15 protein-coding genes and 4 tRNA genes are annotated in these 21,177 nt (G+C 64.1%); 1 reads left to right on the top strand and 18 read right to left on the bottom strand.

Annotated features, from left to right (window positions below; genetic code table 11):
• Window positions 1–199 precede the first annotated feature (199 nt).
• The 17 genes from OG405_RS28570 to OG405_RS28490 all read right to left on the bottom strand — a co-directional run bounded on the left by OG405_RS28570 (window position 200) and on the right by OG405_RS28490 (window position 18,480).
• Window positions 200–1,261 carry an IS110 family transposase gene (locus OG405_RS28570; protein WP_327149495.1) on the bottom strand — a complete coding sequence of 354 codons (1,062 nt, stop codon included), beginning with the start codon at window positions 1,259–1,261 and terminating at the stop codon, window positions 200–202.
• Window positions 1,262–1,916: 655 nt separating this feature from the next.
• Window positions 1,917–5,870, bottom strand: a complete 3,954-nt coding sequence (locus OG405_RS28565) for a DNA-directed RNA polymerase subunit beta' (RefSeq protein ID WP_327149494.1) — start codon at window positions 5,868–5,870, stop codon at window positions 1,917–1,919.
• Window positions 5,871–5,981: 111 nt separating this feature from the next.
• Window positions 5,982–9,506 (bottom strand): DNA-directed RNA polymerase subunit beta, encoded by a 3,525-nt coding sequence (rpoB, locus tag OG405_RS28560; RefSeq protein ID WP_327149493.1) that lies wholly within the window; start codon window positions 9,504–9,506, stop codon window positions 5,982–5,984.
• Between the two features lie 559 nt (window positions 9,507–10,065).
• Window positions 10,066–11,151 (bottom strand): ABC transporter ATP-binding protein, encoded by a 1,086-nt coding sequence (locus tag OG405_RS28555; RefSeq protein ID WP_327149492.1) that lies wholly within the window; start codon window positions 11,149–11,151, stop codon window positions 10,066–10,068.
• 264 nt (window positions 11,152–11,415) lie between these two features.
• Window positions 11,416–11,796: a 50S ribosomal protein L7/L12 gene (gene rplL, locus OG405_RS28550; RefSeq protein WP_327149491.1), complete on the bottom strand. Its 381-nt coding sequence runs from the start codon at window positions 11,794–11,796 to the stop codon at window positions 11,416–11,418.
• 95 nt (window positions 11,797–11,891) lie between these two features.
• The gene (rplJ, locus tag OG405_RS28545; protein WP_327149490.1) at window positions 11,892–12,431 is read right to left on the bottom strand and encodes a 50S ribosomal protein L10; all 540 of its coding nucleotides are present in this window, start codon (window positions 12,429–12,431) and stop codon (window positions 11,892–11,894) included.
• A 373-nt stretch (window positions 12,432–12,804) separates the two neighbouring features.
• Window positions 12,805–13,077 (bottom strand): NADPH-dependent FMN reductase, encoded by a 273-nt coding sequence (locus tag OG405_RS28540; protein WP_327149489.1) that lies wholly within the window; start codon window positions 13,075–13,077, stop codon window positions 12,805–12,807.
• 152 nt (window positions 13,078–13,229) lie between these two features.
• Window positions 13,230–13,943 (bottom strand): 50S ribosomal protein L1, encoded by a 714-nt coding sequence (rplA, locus tag OG405_RS28535; RefSeq protein WP_327149488.1) that lies wholly within the window; start codon window positions 13,941–13,943, stop codon window positions 13,230–13,232.
• Window positions 13,944–14,186: 243 nt separating this feature from the next.
• Complete coding sequence (rplK, locus tag OG405_RS28530; protein WP_327149487.1) at window positions 14,187–14,621, bottom strand: 50S ribosomal protein L11; 435 nt, start codon at window positions 14,619–14,621, stop codon at window positions 14,187–14,189.
• A gap of 85 nt (window positions 14,622–14,706) precedes the next feature.
• Window positions 14,707–15,483, bottom strand: a complete 777-nt coding sequence (gene nusG, locus OG405_RS28525) for a transcription termination/antitermination protein NusG (RefSeq protein WP_327149486.1) — start codon at window positions 15,481–15,483, stop codon at window positions 14,707–14,709.
• A gap of 116 nt (window positions 15,484–15,599) precedes the next feature.
• Complete coding sequence (gene secE / locus OG405_RS28520; RefSeq protein ID WP_327149485.1) at window positions 15,600–16,004, bottom strand: preprotein translocase subunit SecE; 405 nt, start codon at window positions 16,002–16,004, stop codon at window positions 15,600–15,602.
• A 31-nt stretch (window positions 16,005–16,035) separates the two neighbouring features.
• Window positions 16,036–16,108: transfer RNA gene (locus OG405_RS28515), tRNA-Trp, on the bottom strand.
• Between the two features lie 281 nt (window positions 16,109–16,389).
• Window positions 16,390–17,442: a fused (3R)-hydroxyacyl-ACP dehydratase subunits HadA/HadB gene (locus tag OG405_RS28510; RefSeq protein WP_327152567.1), complete on the bottom strand. Its 1,053-nt coding sequence runs from the start codon at window positions 17,440–17,442 to the stop codon at window positions 16,390–16,392.
• 328 nt (window positions 17,443–17,770) lie between these two features.
• Window positions 17,771–17,941 (bottom strand): 50S ribosomal protein L33, encoded by a 171-nt coding sequence (rpmG, locus tag OG405_RS28505; protein WP_011211653.1) that lies wholly within the window; start codon window positions 17,939–17,941, stop codon window positions 17,771–17,773.
• Window positions 17,942–17,985: 44 nt separating this feature from the next.
• Window positions 17,986–18,058: transfer RNA gene (locus tag OG405_RS28500), tRNA-Met, on the bottom strand.
• 70 nt (window positions 18,059–18,128) lie between these two features.
• Window positions 18,129–18,201: transfer RNA gene (locus OG405_RS28495), tRNA-Thr, on the bottom strand.
• Between the two features lie 193 nt (window positions 18,202–18,394).
• Window positions 18,395–18,480, bottom strand: a tRNA-Tyr gene (locus OG405_RS28490).
• Between the two features lie 195 nt (window positions 18,481–18,675).
• On the opposite strand from OG405_RS28490, the gene OG405_RS28485 reads away from it, so the two are divergent.
• Window positions 18,676–19,167 carry a YajQ family cyclic di-GMP-binding protein gene (locus tag OG405_RS28485; protein WP_327149484.1) on the top strand — a complete coding sequence of 164 codons (492 nt, stop codon included), beginning with the start codon at window positions 18,676–18,678 and terminating at the stop codon, window positions 19,165–19,167.
• A 33-nt stretch (window positions 19,168–19,200) separates the two neighbouring features.
• Here the strand turns inward: OG405_RS28485 and htpX are convergent, their stop codons facing one another.
• A complete protein-coding gene (gene htpX / locus OG405_RS28480) occupies window positions 19,201–20,070 on the bottom strand; it encodes a zinc metalloprotease HtpX (protein ID WP_327149483.1) in 870 nt (289 codons plus the stop codon).
• Window positions 20,071–21,177 lie beyond the last annotated feature (1,107 nt).

Here is a 21,177-nt window from a genome sequence, read left to right as displayed (position 1 = left end):
GGATGCCCGCCCCGGCTGTCGCGGACGCGCTCGACTGTCACCACCAGACCACCACCAGGGCCGCCGCCCCAGGTCACCGCCCCAGGTCACCGCCCCAGGTCACCGCCCCAGGTCACCGCCGCGTGGACCCGCTATGCAGCGGGCCTGCGGCTACGGTCCCCGCGCTGGATACCACGAACACGCGATACCTCTGTATCTGTCAAGCTGCGTCGGCGTGGTGGCTTGATTCGTTTGGTGCGGTGCGGCGTTCGTCTCGAGTCATCGTTCGCCAGCACAGATCGGCCAAGCGGCGCTTGAGACAGCGCTTCGCTTCCTTCGGGGTCTTTCCTTCGGCGATCTTCTTGTCGTAGTAGGCGCGGCCGGCGGTGCTGCGCATCCGGATCTGGATCATCGCGACTGTGTGCAACGCGGAATTGAGTTCTCTGTCGCCGTAGCGGGACAGGCGATGGCGGGTCGAATCGGCACTGGCGATCTCGACAGGTGCGGTGCCGGTGTAGCTCGCGAAAGCGGCAGCCGTCGGAAATCTGCTGACTCGTCCAGTGCGTCCGATAATGCGGGCAGCCAGCACTGGCCCGACGCCGGGTATTTCGCGCAGCGTGGTGCCGTGCTGATCGAGAAGCTCGCTCATCGCTGCGGCGTTCTCGGTCAGCTGGGTGTCGTAGCGTTTGATATCGGCGACGAGGTCCTTGGCCAGCGTTTTTCGGACTCGGTCGGTGCCGCTGATCGGGCGCAGACCACGTAGGGCGGTTGTGGCCTTGGCGGCGGTGAGATCCGTGGGGACCCCGCCTGGCAGCAGTTCGCGCAGCAACGCGTGCAATTGGTTGACTGATCGAGTTCTGTTCTCGGACAGGGTCTTGCGTCGCTCATCGAGCAGAGCTAGGGAGTCGGCGTGCGTTTCGCCGTATACCGGACGGGCATCACCCTGCATTGCCGCGACGCTGGCTGCCGCCGCGGCATCGATGCGGTCGTTCTTGCGGCGGCCACCGCGGGAGAGCTGCCGCACTCGCGCGGTCGCGGAAGGCGCTACATCCACCACTGCCTCGTCGGCGGCGACCAGCCACTGCGCCAAGTGGTGGCCGAGGCCTTCGGCGTTCTCCACAGCCCAAGTGCGTTCGGGCCATTGCCGTGCCCAGACCAGCAGCTGGCGGTAGCCGGCATGGCTGGCGTCGACGCGGATCGATCCCTGATCAGAATTCGTCGCTGGATCCAGCGCGGTCGCGGTGTGGGTGGACTTGTGCGGATCGACGCCGATCAGCATCATCAGGTGCGGTTTCCTCGCCTCGTCGGGTGGGGTGATCCACGGCCGACAGGTCGACTTCCAGAACCCTTCGCAGCAAGTAGTCGTCACACCTCTGTCGAGTCAGACCGTGAACGGAGACCAGGCGGTGGACATATCGCGAGCAAGTCAGCCACACCGGCGACAGACAGTTGACGAGTCACCCCGCCCGGTCACCTGCGGGACGTTACGGGGTCGCGAACCCCGACCACGAACCGCTGCGTACAGATAAGTCGACAGTTGATTACGCGATCCCACCAGTACGGACCCCGTGATCCCGAGGGCGGCGGCGCCGAATACCGCCACATTGCACAACTTCTGGATCGTCCACGTCCGGCAACTTGCTGTACGGGGAGAGCGAATCGCGACACGACGAGCACATACTCGCCGTCTACGACGGGGCCGGGTTCACCGCCGCGGAGGCCGACCGGGCCACGGCCACGGTCTTCATGTTCGTATCGGGCAACGCAGTGGGGCTACAACGCCGGCCCCGAGCAACAGTTTCGAATTCGGTCTGGCCGCACTGCTGAACGGACTGCGGGAACACCTTCCCAGCAGCGCGAGCGGATAACGCGGCCCGAGACGCACTTCGGCCCCGCACCGTGCCGGTGCGGGGCCGAATGCTGTCGCTACCTACCGATTACCGGTAGTCGCTGAATCCGTAATCGTCCAGCGGGACCGCGGCACCGGTGGCGGCGCCGAAGCCCTCCGGGCTGTAGTAGGTGTCGTCGTAGGACGGCACCGCATACGCTGCGGCACGGGCCTCCTCGGTCGGCTGAACCTGGATGTTGCGGTACCGGTTGATACCGGTACCGGCCGGGATCAGCTTACCGATGATCACGTTCTCCTTGAGGCCGATGAGCCGGTCGGAGCGGCAGTTGATCGCCGCGTCCGTCAGGACTCGGGTGGTCTCCTGGAACGACGCCGCCGACAGCCACGAATCGGTGGCCAGCGACGCCTTGGTGATACCCATCAGCACCGGACGACCCGCCGCGGGTTCGCGCCCCTCGGCGACGACCCGACGGTTGGACGCCTCGAACTCGGCCCGCTCGGTGAGCGAACCGGGCAGGAACTCGGTGGCGCCCGAGTCGATGATCGTCACCCGGCGCAGCATCTGGCGGACGATGACCTCGATGTGTTTGTCGTGGATCGACACACCCTGGCTCCGGTAGACCTCCTGGACCTCGTGGACCAGGTGGATCTGGACCTGCCGGGGGCCCATCACGCGCAGCACCTCGTGCGGATCCGCCGCGCCTTCCAGCAACTGCTGGCCGACCTCGACGTGGTCGCCGTCGGCGAGCAGACGTTCGCTGCCGTCGTCGTGCTTGAACACGCGCAGCCGCTGACGCTTGGACAGCTTGTCGTAGACCACATCTTCCCCGCCGTCGTCGGGAATGATGGTGATCTTGTAGAAGCGGTCGTCGTCCTCCAGCCGGATCCGGCCCGAGACCTCGGCGATGGGCGCCTTGCCCTTGGGCACCCGAGCCTCGAAAAGCTCCTGAACACGAGGCAGACCACCGGTGATGTCATCACCCGCGACACCACCCTGGTGGAAGGTACGCATGGTCAGCTGGGTACCCGGCTCACCGATGGACTGCGCGGCGACGATACCGACCGCCTCACCGATATCGACCAGCTTGCCGGTCGCCATCGAACGGCCGTAGCAGGTCGCACAGACCCCGGTACCGGTCGTGCAGGTCAGCACGGAGCGGACCTTCACCTCGGTGATACCGGCGTCCAGCAGCGCCTCGATCGCGGGATCGCCCAGGTCCGCGCCCTTGCCGACGACGACATTGCCGCTCTGGTCGAGCGCGTCCGCGGCGAGCGTCCGAGCGTAGGCCGAGGTCTCCACATGCGCGTCGCGGATCAGCGTGCCGTCGGCCTGCTTCTCGGCGATGTGCACGATGATGCCGCGCTCGGTGGCGCAATCGTGCTCGCGCACGATGACGTCCTGCGAGACGTCGACCAGACGACGGGTCAGGTAACCCGAGTCGGCGGTACGCAGCGCGGTATCGGCCAGACCCTTACGAGCACCGTGGGTGTTGATGAAGTACTCCAGAACCGTCAGGCCCTCACGGAAGGAGGACTTGATCGGTCGCGGGATGAACTCACCCTTCGGGTTCGTCACCAGGCCCTTCATACCGGCGAGGGTACGGGTCTGGGTGAAGTTACCCGTGGCGCCCGAGTCGACGATCGTGATGATCGGGTTATCGGCCGGGTAGTGCGCCCGCAGCGCGCGGCCGACCTCTTCGGTGGCCTCCTGCCAGATCTTGACCAGGGCGTTGTTGCGCTCCTGGTGATCGAGAGCACCACGCTGGTACTTCTTCTCGATCTGATCGGACTGCGCCTCGTAGCGCTCCATGATCTCGGCCTTCTCCGGCGGAACGAGCACGTCCGACATGGAGACGGTGACACCCGAACGCGTGGCCCAGTAGAAGCCGGCGTCCTTGAGCTTGTCGACGGTCTGCGCGACCACGATCATCGGGTAGCGCTCGGCGAGATCGTTGATGATCGTCGCCTGCCGCTTCTTCGGCATCGGCTCGTTGATGAACGCGTAGTCCGCGGGCAGCAGTTCGTTGAACAGCACCCGGCCCAGAGTGGTCTGGGTGGTCCACGCGTCGCCGCGCCGCCATCCGTCCGGGAACAGCTCCGCCTCGACCTCTTTCTGCGGACGCTGATCGGTCAGCCGCACCTTGATGCTCGACCGCACGGTCAGCTCGCCACGGTCGACCGCCATCTGTGCCTCGGCCGGCGAGGAGTACACGCCCTGCTCCGGACCGTCGCCGTTCGCGGGCTGGTACCCGCCCTTGGCGCCTTCGTCGAACCGGGTCAGGTAGTACAGACCCGTCACCATGTCCAGACGGGGCATGGCCAGCGGGCGACCCGACGCCGGGGACAGGATGTTGTTCGAGGACAGCATCAGGATGCGGGCCTCGGCCTGCGCCTCCGCCGACAGCGGCAGGTGCACGGCCATCTGGTCACCGTCGAAGTCGGCGTTGAACGCCTCACAGACCAGCGGGTGCAGCTGGATGGCCTTACCCTCGACCAGCTGCGGCTCGAAGGCCTGGATACCGAGGCGGTGCAGCGTGGGTGCCCGGTTGAGCAGCACCGGATGCTCGGCGATGACCTCTTCGAGGACGTCCCACACCTGCGGCCGCTGCCGCTCCACCATCCGCTTGGCGGATTTGATGTTCTGCGCGTGGTTCAGGTCGACCAGCCGCTTCATCACGAACGGCTTGAACAGCTCCAGCGCCATCAGCTTGGGCAGCCCGCACTGGTGCAGTTTGAGCTGCGGGCCGACGACGATGACCGAACGACCGGAGTAGTCGACACGCTTACCGAGCAGGTTCTGCCGGAAACGACCCTGCTTACCCTTGAGCAGATCGCTCAGCGACTTCAGCGGGCGGTTACCCGGGCCGGTGACCGGCCGGCCGCGACGGCCGTTGTCGAACAGCGCGTCCACGGATTCCTGCAGCATCCGCTTCTCGTTGTTGACGATGATCTCGGGGGCACCGAGGTCGATCAGTCGCTTGAGGCGGTTGTTGCGGTTGATGACACGCCGGTAGAGATCGTTCAGGTCGGAGGTGGCGAACCGGCCACCGTCGAGCTGGACCATCGGCCGCAGTTCCGGCGGGATCACCGGAACGGCGTCGAGCACCATGCCCATCGGCGAATTGCCGTTGGTCTGGAAGGCCGCGACGACCTTGAGCCGCTTGAGAGCGCGCAGCTTCTTCTGACCCTTACCGCTGCGGATGGTCTCCCGCAGGTTCTCGGCCTCGGCCGCGATATCGAAGTTCTCCATCAGCTTCTGGATGGACTCCGCGCCCATCGCGCCGGTGAAGTACTCGCCGTAACGGTCGGTGATCTCGCGGTAGAGCACTTCGTCCACGATCAGCTGCTTGGGCGCGAGCTTGGTGAACGTGGTCCAGATCTCGTCGAGCCGGTCCAGCTCACGCTGGGCCCGGTCGCGGAGCTGCTTCATCTCCCGCTCGCCGCCGTCTTTGACCTTGCGACGGACGTCGGACTTGGCACCTTCGGCCTCGAGCTCGGCCAGATCGGCCTCCAGCTTCTGCGCCCGGGCCTCGAGGTCGGCGTCCCGCTGGTCGGCGACGGTCTTCTTCTCGACCTCCATCTCCGCCTCGAGCGTGGACAGCTCGTTGTGCCGCATCTCGTCGTCGACGGCGGTGATGACGTAGGCGGCGAAGTAGATGATCTTTTCCAGATCCTTCGGCGCCAGGTCGAGCAGGTAACCGAGCCGGCTCGGCACACCTTTGAAGTACCAGATGTGGGTGACCGGGGCGGCCAGCTCGATATGGCCCATCCGCTCACGACGCACCTTGGCGCGGGTCACCTCGACGCCACAGCGCTCACAGATGATGCCCTTGAAGCGGACACGCTTGTACTTACCGCAATAGCACTCCCAGTCCCGGGTGGGACCGAAGATCTTCTCGCAGAACAGGCCGTCCTTCTCCGGCTTGAGCGTGCGGTAGTTGATGGTCTCCGGCTTCTTCACCTCGCCGAAGGACCAGTTACGGATGTCTTCGGCGGTGGCCAGGCCGATCCGGAGTTCATCGAAGAAGTTGACGTCTAGCACGTAACTTCCTTTCCCCTGTGCGGGTCGAATACGAGCAAAAGTTCTCTATTGGATTCGAACGCGGAGGCCGAGCACCGAGCCGCAATCCGGCTACGGCACCCGGCCAACGCCCTAGTTCGCCAGATCGTCGACGGTTGCCGCTTCGTTCCGGGACAGGTTGATACCCAGATTGGCCGCCGCCCGCTCGAGATCCTCGTCGTCGCCGTCGCGCATCTCGATGGCCGCGCCGTCGGAGGACAGCACCTCGACGTTGAGGCACAGTGACTGGAGTTCCTTGAGCAGAACCTTGAACGATTCCGGGATTCCGGGCTCCGGAATGTTCTCGCCCTTGACGATCGCCTCGTAGACCTTCACCCGGCCCACCACATCGTCGGATTTGATGGTCAGCAGTTCCTGCAGCGTGTAGGCAGCACCGTAGGCCTGCATGGCCCAGCACTCCATCTCACCGAAACGCTGACCACCGAACTGCGCCTTACCACCGAGCGGCTGCTGGGTGATCATCGAGTACGGACCGGTCGACCGCGCGTGGATCTTGTCGTCGACCAGGTGGTGCAGCTTCAGGATGTACATGTAGCCCACCGCCACCGGATACGGGAACGGCTCACCCGAACGACCGTCGAACAACGTCGACTTACCGTCGTCGTCGACCATGCGGTCACCGTCGCGGTTGGGTCGGGTCGAGGCCAGCAGCCCGGTCAGCTCCTCCTCACGCGCACCGTCGAAGACGGGGGTCGCGATATTGGAGTCGGCCGGAGCAGCCAGCATTTCCTCCGGCAGCGCCTTCGCCCATTCCGGACGGGTGCCATCGGCTGCCACATCGACTTCCCAACCGGCTTTACCGATCCAGCCGAGGTGGGTTTCCAGGATCTGCCCGATATTCATACGACGCGGCACACCATGGGTGTTCAAAATAATGTCGACCGGGGTGCCGTCTGGCATGAACGGCATGTCCTCGGTGGGGAGGATCTTGCCGATGACGCCCTTGTTGCCGTGCCGACCCGCGAGCTTGTCACCGTCCTGGATCTTGCGCTTCTGCGCCACATAAACCCGGACCAACTCGTTCACACCGGGAGGCAGGTCATCATCGTCATCACGGGAGAACACCCGGATACCGATCACCTTCCCCGACTCACCGTGGGGCACCTTCAACGAAGTGTCACGCACTTCCCGCGCCTTCTCACCGAAGATCGCGCGCAACAACCGCTCTTCCGGGGTCAGCTCGGTCTCACCTTTCGGGGTGACCTTTCCGACCAGGATGTCCCCGTCACGGACCTCGGCACCGATCCGCACGATCCCGCGCTCGTCGAGATCGGCGAGGACCTCATCGGAAACGTTCGGGATATCGCGGGTGATCTCCTCGGCACCCAGCTTGGTGTCGCGGGCGTCGATCTCGTGCTCCTCGATATGAATCGAGGTGAGAACGTCGTCCTCGACGAGGCGCTGCGACAGGATGATCGCGTCCTCGTAGTTGTGGCCTTCCCACGGCATGATCGCCACGAGCAGATTCTTACCGAGAGCCATCTCACCGTTCTCGGTGCACGGACCGTCGGCCAGGACCTGACCACGCTCGACCCGCTGACCCTCGTCCACGATCGGACGCTGATTGGCACACGTGCCCTGATTCGACCGCGCGAACTTCCGCATCCGATAGGACTTACGGGTGCCGTCGTCGGCCATCACGGTCACGTAGTCGGCGGAAACCTCCTCGACCACACCGGGCTTGTCGTTGACCACGACATCACCGGCATCGACCGCCGCCCGCAGTTCCATACCGGTACCCACCACAGGGGATTCCGAACGGATCAACGGCACAGCCTGACGCTGCATATTCGCACCCATCAAGGCACGGTTGGCGTCATCGTGCTCCAGGAACGGAATCATGGCCGTCGCCACCGACACCATCTGGCGCGGCGAAACATCCATGTAGTCGACCTCGCTGGTGTCGACGAATTCCATCTCCTCGTTACCGCGGCGGCACAGCACCCGGTCCTCGACGAAATTGCCGTCGGCGTCGACTGCCGAGTTCGCCTGGGCTCGGACGTGCCGGTCCTCTTCGTCGGCGGTGAGGTACTTGACCTCGTCGGTCACCCGGCCGTCGATCACCTTGCGGTACGGCGTCTCGATGAAACCGAACGGATTGACCCGCGCGTACACCGACAGCGAACCGATCAGGCCGATGTTCGGGCCTTCCGGAGTCTCGATCGGGCACATGCGGCCGTAGTGCGAGGGGTGCACGTCACGGACCTCGAGGCCCGCGCGTTCACGGGACAGACCGCCGGGGCCCAGCGCCGAGAGGCGGCGCTTGTGGGTCAGACCCGACAGCGGGTTGTTCTGGTCCATGAACTGCGAGAGCTGGGAGGTTCCGAAGAACTCCTTGATCGCGGCCACGACGGGGCGGATGTTGATCAGGGTTTGCGGCGTGATCGCCTCGACGTCCTGGGTGGTCATCCGCTCGCGGACCACGCGCTCCATCCGGGACAGACCGACCCGGATCTGATTCTGGATCAGTTCGCCCACGGTGCGCAGGCGACGGTTACCGAAGTGGTCGATATCGTCCACGCCGACCGGCACCTCGACACCGCCGGGGGCGGTCATCATCCGGTCGCCGGCGTGCAGCCGCACCAGGTATTCGATGGTCGAGACGATGTCCTCGCGGGTCAGCGTGGACCCGTCGATGGCCTCACCCGGATGCAGACCGAGCTTCTTGTTGATCTTGTAGCGACCGACGCGCGCGAGGTCGTAGCGCTTCTCCTTGAAGAACAGGTTCTCCAACAGGGTCTGCGCGGACTCCTTGGTGGGCGGTTCGCCCGGGCGTAGCTTGCGGTAGATATCGAGCAGCGCCTCGTCCTGGCCGGCCGTGTTGTCCTTCTCCAGGGTGGACATCATGATCTCGGAGAACCCGAAGCGCTCGGAGATCTCCTCAGCGGTCCAGCCGAGGGCCTTGAGCAGCACGGTCACCGGCTGACGACGCTTGCGGTCGATACGCACACCGACGGTATCGCGCTTGTCGACGTCGAACTCGAGCCATGCACCACGGCTCGGGATGACCCGGACGCTGTGCAGATCCTTTTCGGTGCTCTTGTCGACCGAGTGATCGAAGTACACGCCCGGCGAACGCACCAACTGGGAGACCACGACACGCTCGGTGCCGTTGATGATGAAGGTGCCTTTATCGGTCATCATCGGGAAATCACCCATGAAAACCGTCTGGCTCTTGATCTCGCCGGTGTTGTTGTTGATGAACTCCGCGGTGACGAACAACGGCGCCGCGTAGGTCATATCTTTGTCTTTGCACTCGTCGATGGAGGCCTTGACCTCTTCGAAACGAGGGTCGGAGAAAGACAGGGACATCGAGCCGGAGAAATCCTCGATCGGGGAGAGTTCCTCGAGAACCTCCTCGAGCCCGCCGACCAGCCCGCCGTCACCGCGAGCGGCAGCGCGCTCACGCCAATCCGGCGTGCCGACCAACCAGGCGAAAGATTCCGTTTGTAGATCGAGAAGTCCGGGCACCTCCAGCGGCTCCCGGATCTTCGCGAAAGACACCCGCAATGGAGCCCCGGGTATACCCCCCGAAACTCCCAGCTTCGTATTGGCGCTTGTCTGGGTGGAGACTGCCAAGATGCGTCCTTCCAGCACCTCACGCGCGTCGCGTGGTGGTCCGCGACCGTCGCTTGTCTGCTACATTTTGGGATTCTCGCTGGTCACAACCCGAACGAGACTCGAACAGCAAACAACGGAAGCATCACCGGAAGGGTGGAACTTTCGTAGTGCGATCAAGGAATGGACAGGAGGCAGCCAGCGCAACGTCCAAACCTACACCTACCTATACGGAGGTGTCAAAGTACCACCCCGCCGAAGCGTTGCGTGGCTGACGCGCCGGGCCGGTTCCGCTGGCTGGGTTCCGGACCACGGGCGGTGCCTCCGACAACGAATTCGGCGCTGGCGGGTGTCCACTACCGACGGCGGCCGAAGCCGCCACCAATAGCGTGACTGGTCCGGCGAAACTCGTCAAGTGCCCGTGCCGACCTGGCGTCCTTCAAATCTCCGGGCGCGATACAAGATCAGTAACGATCGCCCGTATCGCCCCTGTTCCAGCCGGATACGCGCCCGCGGCACCCCTGCCGAACGGCTCGGGACCACGAAACAGCGCGCCGGGTACGAACCCGACGCGCTGCTCTGGAAACAAGCTCGTTTATTACACCCTGGGGTACTGCATGGTGTCGAAATCCGACCCCGGGAAATCGTTACCGCTGTCACCGCTGCCGCGCTGACCCGAGTTGTAGGACATGACCATCGTCTCGTCGTTCTGATCGAGCGACTCCCGGATGGCGACCTGCGCGGCGTGCGGCAGGGTATGCATGGTCTCACGCACCCGGTTCTTACGCCGCTCCACCGCCTGCCGCACCGGCATACCCGGCTGGGCCTTCATCTGCGGGATGATGCCGTCGACCTCTTCGGCACCACCGTGGTGATGGCCGGCGTCCACCATGGCCTGCTCGCGCGCCATCTGGGCTTCGTCCTTTTCCTCGGACATACCGATGGGGCCGATCATGCGACCGTTGAGGAACTGCTTGACCACCGGCTCTTCACTGGTGAGCAGCACCTCACGCGGGCCGAACATCACCAGTTGGCGGCGGAACAGCATGCCGATGTTGTCCGGCACGGTACGAGCCAGGTTGATGTTGTGGGTCACGATCAGAATCGTGGCATCGATCTGAGCGTTGATATCGATGAGCAGCTGGCTCAAGTAGGAGGTACGGACCGGGTCCAGGCCGGAGTCGGGCTCGTCGACCAAGATGATCTGGGGGTCGAGCACGAGTGCCCGGGCCAGTCCGGCGCGTTTACGCATACCGCCGGAGATCTCGCCGGGGAGTTTGCCCTCGGCACCGAGCAGACCGGTGAGCTCGAGTTTCTCCATGACGATCTTGCGGATGTCGGATTCGGACTTCTTCGTGTGCTCGCGCAGCGGGAAGGCCACGTTGTCGAAGAGATTCATCGAACCGAACAGCGCACCGTCCTGGAACAGCACACCGAAGAGTTTCCGGATCTCGTAGAGCTCCTTGTTGGAGCAGGTGGTGATATCGGTACCACCGATGAAGATGGAGCCGCGTTCGGGCCGCAGCAGGCCGATGAGCGACTTCAGGAATACGGACTTACCGGTACCCGACGGGCCCAGCAGCGCGCTGACCTCACCGGCAGGCAGGGTAATAGAAACGTCCTGCCAAATCCGTTGTGAACCGAACGACTTGGTTACACTCTCGGTCCTGACCTCGACGCCCACGCCAACCTCCACATTTCTCAGCGAGCTACCCGCTTGGCACCGCAGACCCGGAAGCGGTGCGTCACGTCACAGCGAGTCCGGTCACTGTAACCCATGGCACGTCCATAGCACACCCGACCTGACCGAAGAGTAACCATCGCCGCCGATCTCGAAACGGCAGAATGGCCGTTAACCAGCACCTGAGAAAACGGGCGGAAGACGAGAAAACGGGCGGCCCCGAAAGGGACCGCCCGTTTCCGGCAATGCCGGTCGTAGCCGGTCGTATTACTTGACCGAAACCTTGGCGCCGGCGGCTTCCAGCTTCTCCTTGGCGGCTTCGGCGGCATCCTTGGCCACCTTCTCCAGGATCGGCTTCGGCGCGCCCTCGACGAGATCCTTGGCCTCTTTCAGGCCCAGGCCGGAGACGATCTCACGGACCACCTTGATGACCTGGATCTTCTTATCGCCGGCACCCTCGAGGATGACGTCGAACTCGTCCTGCTCCTCGGCGGCGTCGGCGGCGGCCGGGGCGGCACCGGCGGCGGCGACGGCGACCGGAGCAGCAGCGGTGACCTCGAACTTCTCCTCGAACTTCTTGACGAAGTCCGACAGCTCGAGCAGGGTCATGTTGCCGAAGGTTTCGAGCAGCTCGTCAACGTTGGCCATTGTTGTTTCCTTTCGATGGTGAATGTCTGTGCGGGCGAGCCGGAGTCGACCGTTCCGCGAATAGTGACGCGAGCCTCAGCGGAGTCTCCGCGCTGTTACTCTGCGGCGGCTTCGCCGCCGGTGGCCTGCTTCTTCTCCTGCAGCGCGGCGGCCAGGCGGGCCACCTGCGAGGCGGGAGCGTTGAACAGACCGGCGGCCTTGGCCAGGTTGCCTTTCATGGCACCGGCCAGCTTGGCCAGCAGGACCTCGCGGGACTCCAGGTCGGCGATCCGCTCGACCTCGGACACGGACAGCGCAGCGCCGTCCATGTAGCCGCCCTTGATGATGAGCGCCTTGTTGTCCTTCGCGAAGGTCTTCAGCGCCTTGGCGGCGTCGACCGGTTCACCGGAGATGAACGCAATCGCGGTGGGTCCGACGAACAGATCGTCGAGACCCTCCACGCCGGCCTCGGCCGCAGCGCGCTTCACCAGGGTGTTCTTGGCGACGGAGTACGTGGCGTCGGCACCGAGCGCACGACGCAGTTCGGTGAGCGCGCCGACGGACAGGCCACGGTATTCCGTGACGACTGCGGCCGTCGAGCCCTTGAACTGCTCGGTGATCTCCGCGACCGCGGCAACCTTTTCGGGTTTCGCCATACTTCGCCTCCTCTCTGATGTCGGTATGGATATGCCCTACCGATCAGGGGCCGGCGAAAGAACAAGCGCCCCGAACGCAGAGCGTTCCGGGGCGCGTAAGGAAACCTCCACACGGATAACCCGTGTCGGATTCCAGCCTCGGCTCTCCCTGCGCGGGCCGCCGGCACTCTCGCCGGACCTTCGACCGATTCCACGAGGAATCGACGACCAACGGTCTTCGGTAGAACGGATTGGTGGTGTCGAACTGGTCGACAACCGGATCGAGCATACCCGGACAGTTCCTCATCTGGCAAAACGGTCGCGTAGCGGGTCGACCGGGCCGCCGATTTCCCGCACAGATCGCTGGTACCCACGGCCCAGTCCAGCAGATTCTTCAGACTTCCCGGCAGCGTGCACTTCCCGGCAGCGTGCCCGCGTATTCGGGAGTGCAGAACAGGACCGCGTCTGCCGCGGCCGATCGCCCCCGCAGTTCCCGCACCGCGGGGTGGACGCTGACGGCGTCCGGAAAGTACGCGGGCAATTCCACCGATCCGCCGTAGCACCGGGCCCGGATCCCGTCCGGCGCGAGGGCCTCGACGGTGCGCAGGGCGGCTGTGTTGGTCGACCCCGCTCTCGTACTTCCGGAAATCAGCAGAACCGCCGTCACACCACGGAGTAACCGCCGATGCCCGGTAATCAGTCCGCACTGCGCTCGGTCCCGCCGGTGGTCGGGTGCCGGGACGACACCGGATGCGCAAAACGGCGGGAGCGTCGGAGACGCTCCCGCCGTTTTGCGGTACTTCGCTTTACAGGCGACGCTTACGCGTCCTCCTCCAGGAGGTTGCGGGTGCGGTTCGGGTCCACCGGGATGCCCGGTCCGGTGTTCGTCGAGACCGTCACCTTCTTGACGTAACGCCCCTTGGCGGTCGACGGCTTGGCCCGCAGGATCTCGTCCAGCGCGGCACCGTAGTTCTCCACCAGCTTGTTGTCGTCGAACGACGCCTTACCGATGACGAAATGCAGGTTGGCCTGCTTGTCGACCCGGAAGTTGATCTTGCCGCCCTTGATGTCGTTGACCGCCTTGGTCACATCGGTCGTGACCGTGCCGGTCTTCGGGTTCGGCATGAGACCGCGCGGGCCCAGGACACGCGCGATTCGGCCGACCTTGGCCATCTGGTCGGGAGTGGCGATCGCGGCGTCGAAATCCAGCCAGCCGCCCTGGATCCGCTCGATCAGATCCTCGGCGCCCACAGCGTCGGCACCCGCGGCTTCCGCCTCGGCCGCCTTCTCACCGGCCGCGAACACGATGACGCGGGCGGTTTTACCGGTGCCGTGCGGCAGGTTCACGGTGCCGCGAACCATCTGGTCGGCCTTACGAGGATCAACGCCGAGCCGGATCGCGACCTCGACGGTCGCATCCGTCTTCGTGGTGGCGGTTTCCTTGGCCAGCCGGGCCGCTGCCAGCGGCGTGTAGAGCGTGTCGCGATCGACCTTCTCGGCGGCGGCGAGGTACGCCTTGCTTCGTTTTGCCATGTTTCTCTGTCCTGATTCTGTCGGCGACGTTCCCGGGGCGCTCGTGATCACACAAGTAACCGCCTGAGCGCCCGGCGTTCACGCCGCAAGTCGTGGTTCAGCTGTGGTTATCGGGCCTGGCCGGCCCTCCCACCGAAAGCGGGATCGCGATATATGGCTTCGCTGCGCCTACAACGGCCTGTCATAACCGACCGCGGCGGCCTGGCGAAGGCGGAGGTATCGCACCTCCCCCAGCACTGACACTCAGCCTTCGACGGTGATACCCATCGAACGCGCCGTACCCGCGATGATCTTGGCCGCCTGGTCGATATCGTTGGCGTTCAGATCTTCCTGCTTGGTCTTGGCGATCTCGCGCACCTGGTCCATGGTCACCGTGGCGACCTTGTTGCGGTGCGGCTCGGGCGAACCCTTCTGCACACCGGCGGCCTTCAGCAGCAGCCGGGCGGCGGGCGGTGTCTTCAGCTTGAAGTCGAAGGACCGGTCCTCGTACACCGAGATCTCGACCGGGATGACGTTACCGCGCTGCGATTCGGTCGCGGCGTTGTACGCCTTGCAGAACTCCATGATGTTGACGCCGTGCTGACCGAGCGCCGGACCCACCGGGGGAGCCGGATTCGCGGCGCCGGCCTGGATCTGAAGCTTGATGATCCCGGCGAGCTTCTTCTTCTTGGGGGGCATCTTTCTTTCCTAGGGTGTGGTGTTCCTTGCTCTCTGCAAGTTCCGACCCGGGACTCACGGCCCCGGGAAACACAGGCGCCGCCGACTAGATCTTGGCGACCTTGGTGAATTCCAGCTCGACCGGAGTCTCACGCCCGAAGATCGAGACGAGCACCTTGAGCTTCTGCTGCTCGGCGTTGACCTCGGAGATGGTGGCAGGCAGTGTCGCGAACGGACCGTCCATCACGGTCACCGATTCGCCGACCTCGAAATCGACCTCGATGGTGGGCCGAGCCTTGGTCTCGCCGCCGCTCTCCGTACCTCCGGATGCGGCAGCCGACGCGGGCGCCTTCTTCTGCTGCGAGACCGGGACCAGGAATTTCACGACCTCGTTGATGGTCAGCGGCGAGGGGCGCGATGTCGCGCCCACGAAACCGGTGACGCCCGGGGTGTTGCGGACCGCGCCCCACGATTCGTCGTTCAGGTCCATCCGGACCAGGATGTAGCCCGGCAGCAGCTTCTCGTTGACGCTCTTGCGCTGGCCGTTCTTGATCTCGGTTTTCTCTTGGGTGGGCACCTCCACCTGGAAGATGTAGTCCTCCAGGTCCAGGTTCTGCACACGGGTTTCGAGGTTGGTCTTCACCTTGTTCTCGTAACCGGCATAGGAGTGGATGACGTACCAGTCGCCGGGAGCGCGCCGCAGAGCGGCTTTCATCTGCTCGACCGGGTCCGGCTCTTCCGCGTCGACGGATGCGGGTGCGGCCTCGTCGCCAGCCTCGGGCTCGGCGTCGGACGCCGGCTCCTCGACGGATACGGCGGCCTCCTCGGCCGTCTGATCGTCGACCGGGAACTCGTCGGTGGTGTCGTTCTCCGGGGTGCTCACTGGGCACTCGCTTCCTGTGTCGTCACGTGCATCCTCTGCATGCCGGGGTTCGGGTGCGGCGTAGGGCTCCGTCCGGCCCGCGGCGCGGATCGGTTACCGGCTCCGATATCGCCTGGCTAACCGAACAACCAGTCGACACCCTTGATGAACGCCAGATCCAACCCGCTGATGAACGCGACCATGAAGACCACGAACACCAGAACAACGGTCGTATAGGTGATCATCTGCTTCCGGTTGGGCCAGATAACCTTCCGCAGTTCCGCGATCACCTCACGCAGGAACTTGAACAAACGCTTGAACGGATTCCGGGACCGTTCGCGGTCGGTCCGGCCGGATTTGGCCTCGGACTTGCGCGTGGGTCGATCGATGGTCGCGATCGAACCGGTATCGGACGCGCCCAATGAGGCGGACCGGCCCCGGCGAGCGGAGCGCTTTCCGCTCGGCCGCTGCGCCGGGGCGGCGGCGTCATCGCCGTCGTCGGCGCCGTACCCGCCGCGGCGGGTGTCCCGCTCGTCGGTCACGTCGATCCTCTCTCATCGCCGGCATCCAGGGCAGGGGCGACAGGACTTGAACCTGCAACCTGCGGTTTTGGAGACCGCTGCTCTGCCATTTGAGCTACGCCCCTTCGGCTGAACTCCGACACCGTCGCGAGTTACAACCACACTGCGATATTCAATTATCGGCGCTGGTGTCACACAACACGCGCGCCGCTCCGGCAGGTGCCGGCCCCATCGGCGGGGCCGGTCGAACCGGTATCGGCTCGAGCCTACTCAGCCACTGTGGCCGATATGAACGAACCCCGCCTGGAACCAGCCTTGCAGAGCAGCGCGCATCGGCTGGTGACCCCAGAATCCCGAGTGTACGGCACGGTCGGCGGCGGAAGCCAATCAGGGTCGCTCGACCAGGTCAGGACAACTGAACGGTAGCCGTGGCCCGGCCGAAAATCTTGCGCCCACCGGACTTCGCCACGATCGCGATCACCGCGGTCTTCGTCTCCGGATCGACGGATTTGACCTTGCCGGTGTACTCGACCTCGGCCGGCTCCGTGGCACTCACGAACACCGGGCTGGTGAACCGGACGTTGTACTCCTTCACAGCACCGGGATCGCCCAGCCAGGAGGTGACGAAACCGCCGCCCAGGCCCATCGTGAGCATCCCGTGCGCGACACAGGTGTCCAGGTCCACCAGTTTGACGACCTCGTCGCTCCAGTGGATGGGATTCGCATCGCCGGAGACGCCGGCATAGTTCACCAGATCGCCACGAGTCAGGGCGACGATGCGGGTGGGAAGCTCGTCACCGACCGAGACATCGTCGAACGCCCGGCCGAACCGGATCGGCACCGCTGCGCCCACGACCGGAGCCGGGACCTCGTGCCGGGTACGCGGGGTGTGATCGGGCACGGACGCATCCATTCCGTGCATGAGCACCTTGCGGACGGCGTCGTTCAGGTTCGGGTCGATATCGCCGCCGCTGCGGCCGACCAGCGTGGTGTAGGTAGTGAGCACCAGTTGGTCGCGCTGATCGGTGACGATGTTCTTGGTGACGATGATGTCGCCACCGAAGGCCTGCCGGAACGAGTGCAGATGCACATCGCAGATCAACTGGTCACCGACCACAATGGGCCGGTGGAACTCCAGGATCTGGTCGGTCTGCATGATCTGGCTCAGGTCGTAACCGGTGACGACCGTCTCGAAGAGTTTGCGTTGAGCGAGGATCCCGATGAGAGAGATGAAGGTCAGCGGGGCGACCAGGCCGTCGTAGCCGAATTCCAGGGCGATGTCTTCGTCCCAGTGTGTCGGATGACTGTCCTGAACAGCGCGAGCGTATTCCCGAACCTTTTCGCGGCCGACCTCGTAGTAGTCGTCCACACGATAGTGGTGACCGACCATGGCGGCCGCGTGGGCGGCGGGATCGAACTCCGCATCCGTCGCGACCGCTTCGTCTGTATCGGTGTGCATTGTCACGGGAGGACTGTACCTATCTGACCCCGCAGCACGGAGTCTGCATGGCGGCTGGACATCGGGCCTGAAGATAGCAGTCGGCGTGACCAAGGAGGGCCGAGTAGCCGCCTGATCGTTGCCGTGGCCGGCGATCGGCCACGGCATCGGTGGTTCGCGCAACCACCGCAGGACCAGGACGCCGCCGTCGAGCGGGAATACGAACCCCCAGCACTTTCGGCCGGAAACCCGGTGGGGAACACGACCGTGGTGCTGTGAACATCCGACACGCCGAATACGCGTGTGGACGCTCGGGACCCGCTGCTACCGCAGCGGCGTCACGCGAGAATCAGCGGGATTCGCGATGCGCCCGGTGCGTACCGCAGTTCGGGCAGAACTTCTTCAGTTCCAGCCGATCCGGGTCGTTGCGCCGGTTTTTCTTGGTGATGTAGTTGCGATGCTTGCACTGCTCGCAGGCCAAGGTGATCTTTGGCCGGACATCGGTGGACTTCGCGGCCACGATATGCCTTCTTTCCGGTCAACCAGAGGGTCAATCAGTATGGGTAGCGATGGCCGGACTCGAACCGGCGACACAACGATTATGAGTCGTTTGCTCTACCGCCTGAGCTACACCGCCTTACGCGCCATCTGCGACGGCGACGCCGCGGCTTGGAGTGCCGAGTCGGGACATCACCGGCAATCCGGCGAGCCCCCTAACGGAATCGAACCGTTGACCTTTTCCTTACCATGGAAACGCTCTACCGACTGAGCTAAGGGGGCACGACCTCTCAGCAGCGAACCGACAAAGTCGTACCCGTTGCCTCGAAGACTTGAACGAGAGTACACACTCACCGCCAGGAGCTCCAAACTGAGTGGTCAAAGCATATTTTCCAGTGACCGGCCCATCATCCCCCGCTTGGAAAACGACCCCGGACGGACAGAACCCCCGCCGGTCTTCACCGGCGGGGGTTCGTGGTGGCAGGTGTAGGATTCGAACCTACGTAGGCTTTCACCGGCAGATTTACAGTCTGCTCCCATTGGCCGCTCGGGCAACCTGCCTCGTCCCGCACTCTTGATCTTTCGATCGCTTTCTCAGTGCGCTCAGCAGGATACAACGAACCCGCACCCCGAATGCAAACCCGCTGGCCAGATCGCTCGAACAGCTCCGATCACCATGGCGGCACAGCGTCGCGCCGCCGACCGGGTAGCTTGCGTAAGCACCCAGGGTGATCCAACAGTGAACAGGAGCGCAGTGTGGCCGATTCATCATTCGACATCGTCAGCAAGGTCGAGCGGCAGGAGGTCGACAATGCCCTGCACCAGGCCGAGAAGGAGCTGAACACCCGCTACGACTTCCGCGGAACGGGTGCGGAAATCGAATGGTCCGGCGAGGACAAAGTGGTACTCACCGCTGAATCCGAGGAGCGGGTCAAAGCCGCGCTCGAGGTGTTCAAGGAGAAGCTCATCCGGCGCGATATCTCCCTCAAGGCCTTCGACGCCGGCGACCCGGTTGCCTCCGGTAAGACCTACAAGATCACCGGGACGCTGATCCAGGGAATCGACTCCGAGCACGCCAAGAAGATTTCCAAGAAGATCCGCGACGAAGGCCCCAAAGGTGTCAAAGCGCAGATCCAGGGCGACGAATTACGGGTCAGCAGCAAAAAACGCGATGACCTGCAAGCAGTGATCTCACTGCTCAAAGCCGACGATTTCGGGATCGCCCTGCAGTTCGTGAACTACCGGTAGCCGGCTGCGTCGATCCAGCACGAGCGAGGGCCCTCAGCGACCGGCCATCTGCTCCAGCCGCGCGATCCGATCCGCCATCGGCGGATGTGTCGAGAACAACTTGGCCATGCGGTCACCGGCGCGGAACGGGTTCGCGATCATCAGATGTGATTGCGCGGTCAGCCGGGGTTCGGGCGGCAACGGTGCCGCCTGCACCCCGCGCTCCAGCTTGCGCAACGCCGAAGCCAGCGCGAGCGGATCGCCGGTGAGTTCCGCGCCCGACTCGTCGGCCTGATATTCCCGCGATCGCGATACCGCGAGTTTGATCAGACCCGCGGCGATCGGACCCAGCAGAGAGACCAGCAGGACACCGATGATATTCGGCCCGGAACCGCCCCGATTACCACCGAACGCCGCCGCGAAATACGCGAAATTCGCCAGTCCGGAAATCACTGCGGCCATCGCTCCCGCGACCGACGAGATCAGAATGTCCCGGTTGTAGACATGGGAGAGTTCGTGCCCCAGTACCGCCCTTAATTCCCGCTCGTCCAGAATCTGGAGAATACCGCTGGTACAACACACCGCGGCATGCCGCGGGCTACGTCCGGTGGCGAACGCATTGGGCGCATTCGTAGGACTTATATACAGCCGCGGCATCGGCTGCCGGGCGATGGTCGCCAGCTCACGCACTATGCGATAGATCGCCGGCGCCTCGATCTCGCTCACCGGCTGCGCCCGCATGGCCTTCAACGCGAGCTTATCGCTGTTGAAATACGCATAACCGTTCATCGCCACGGCGAGAAGAACCGCGACGACCAGAATGGTCGTGTTCCGGAACGCCGCCCCCGCCAGCACTATCAGCGTGGAAAGTCCGACCATGAGCCCGAACGTTTTCATCCCATTCGCAAACCCGTGCCCGTGCATAGCACTCCTGTATACGTGGCGCGCGACCGAACGCGCGAGTTTCGGCCAGAACCGCTACTGCACGACAACGACCACAGCGCCGCGTGAGTTCCGGTGCCTTCGGCGCGTTGCGTCGGCCGCTGCCTCCGGTGCGAGGCGGGCCCGATCCACCGACGCCGACCGAGAAGTGGGCGCCACGCACCGGTGTCGAAAGCGATGAGCGGCATGCCACCGACTGTCACGCTCACCCCCTTGTACCGGGTCGGAGGGGCTTTTCGTTCGACAGTTACGTATGCGCTCGCGGTAACGTTCCGTTCGCGTAAGAGGTAGGCCGCTGCTCGGTGCGCCTCATAGCATGAATTTACTCCACAGTTCGAGCGAGTAGGTCAAGGAGGAGTCATGCAATATCAGACACAGCGAGATATGCGTTCGACCCAACTATCGGGCAGGCGAACAGCTCGAGCTGTATTCCCGCTCGGCGATCGAATCGCCTATCGGATACAGCACGCCGGCTGCCGCCGCTGATCCGGCCGCAATCCCCGGCAGATGTACCAGGTCCAGTGTTCAGAGCGAGCCACGGCCGCCGCGAACACCGATGCGCCCCGGAAAATCGCCAGGTGTTTTCGCGATCCGATGATCACAATGATCTCGCTACCTACGACGAGACCCGCGCCGCATACACACAGCCCGGCCTCTCCGCGCCCCGAGGAAGCGGACGTGCACCTCAGAGTGCAACTCGGCAACGTTCGTTTCGATTTCGTAGCCTGCGTCACCGCGGCGTTGTTGTTCATCCAGGACTGCCACGCTCGCCGCCATCCGCGAACTATCAAGATAGTCCAAGATGACCGTCTTCGATACCCGCGCTTGCCCAATGAGCGCCTGTATTTGGAGCCCTGAACGCTGAGCCGAACAACTCACACAGACCCGGCCGGCACGTTCGGCCACTGATCGGGTGACAGCGTCGTCGCCTGACCTCCGATGGATTCGACTCCAGGTGAGGGTGTTCAACACCCGCGCTGCCTCGACAATGGCGTTGGCGGCAGTTCACAACGGCGTGGACCTGGAGACGGTTCTCCCTCGAGGATGAACGACCCCGGCGTAGGTCGGTGGTGGTCGCCACCGGAGCAG

This window comes from Nocardia sp. NBC_01329, assembly GCF_035956715.1.
Classification (GTDB): Bacteria; Actinomycetota; Actinomycetes; order Mycobacteriales; family Mycobacteriaceae; genus Nocardia.
Note: the sequence above shows the minus strand (reverse complement) of the source record. Positions and strands in the feature narration are given on the sequence as shown.

Excerpts from the sequence above, each read along its gene's own strand:
- htpX (WP_327149483.1), bottom strand. The coding sequence starts at position 20,070 with ATGCACGGGCACGGGTTTGCGAATGGGATGAAAACGTTCGGGCTCATG.
- rplA (WP_327149488.1), bottom strand. The coding sequence starts at position 13,943 with ATGGCAAAACGAAGCAAGGCGTACCTCGCCGCCGCCGAGAAGGTCGAT.
- rplJ (WP_327149490.1), bottom strand. The coding sequence starts at position 12,431 with ATGGCGAAACCCGAAAAGGTTGCCGCGGTCGCGGAGATCACCGAGCAG.
- OG405_RS28570 (WP_327149495.1), bottom strand. The coding sequence starts at position 1,261 with ATGATGCTGATCGGCGTCGATCCGCACAAGTCCACCCACACCGCGACC.
- rplL (WP_327149491.1), bottom strand. The coding sequence starts at position 11,796 with ATGGCCAACGTTGACGAGCTGCTCGAAACCTTCGGCAACATGACCCTG.
- rplK (WP_327149487.1), bottom strand. The coding sequence starts at position 14,621 with ATGCCCCCCAAGAAGAAGAAGCTCGCCGGGATCATCAAGCTTCAGATC.
- OG405_RS28510 (WP_327152567.1), bottom strand. The coding sequence starts at position 17,442 with ATGCACACCGATACAGACGAAGCGGTCGCGACGGATGCGGAGTTCGAT.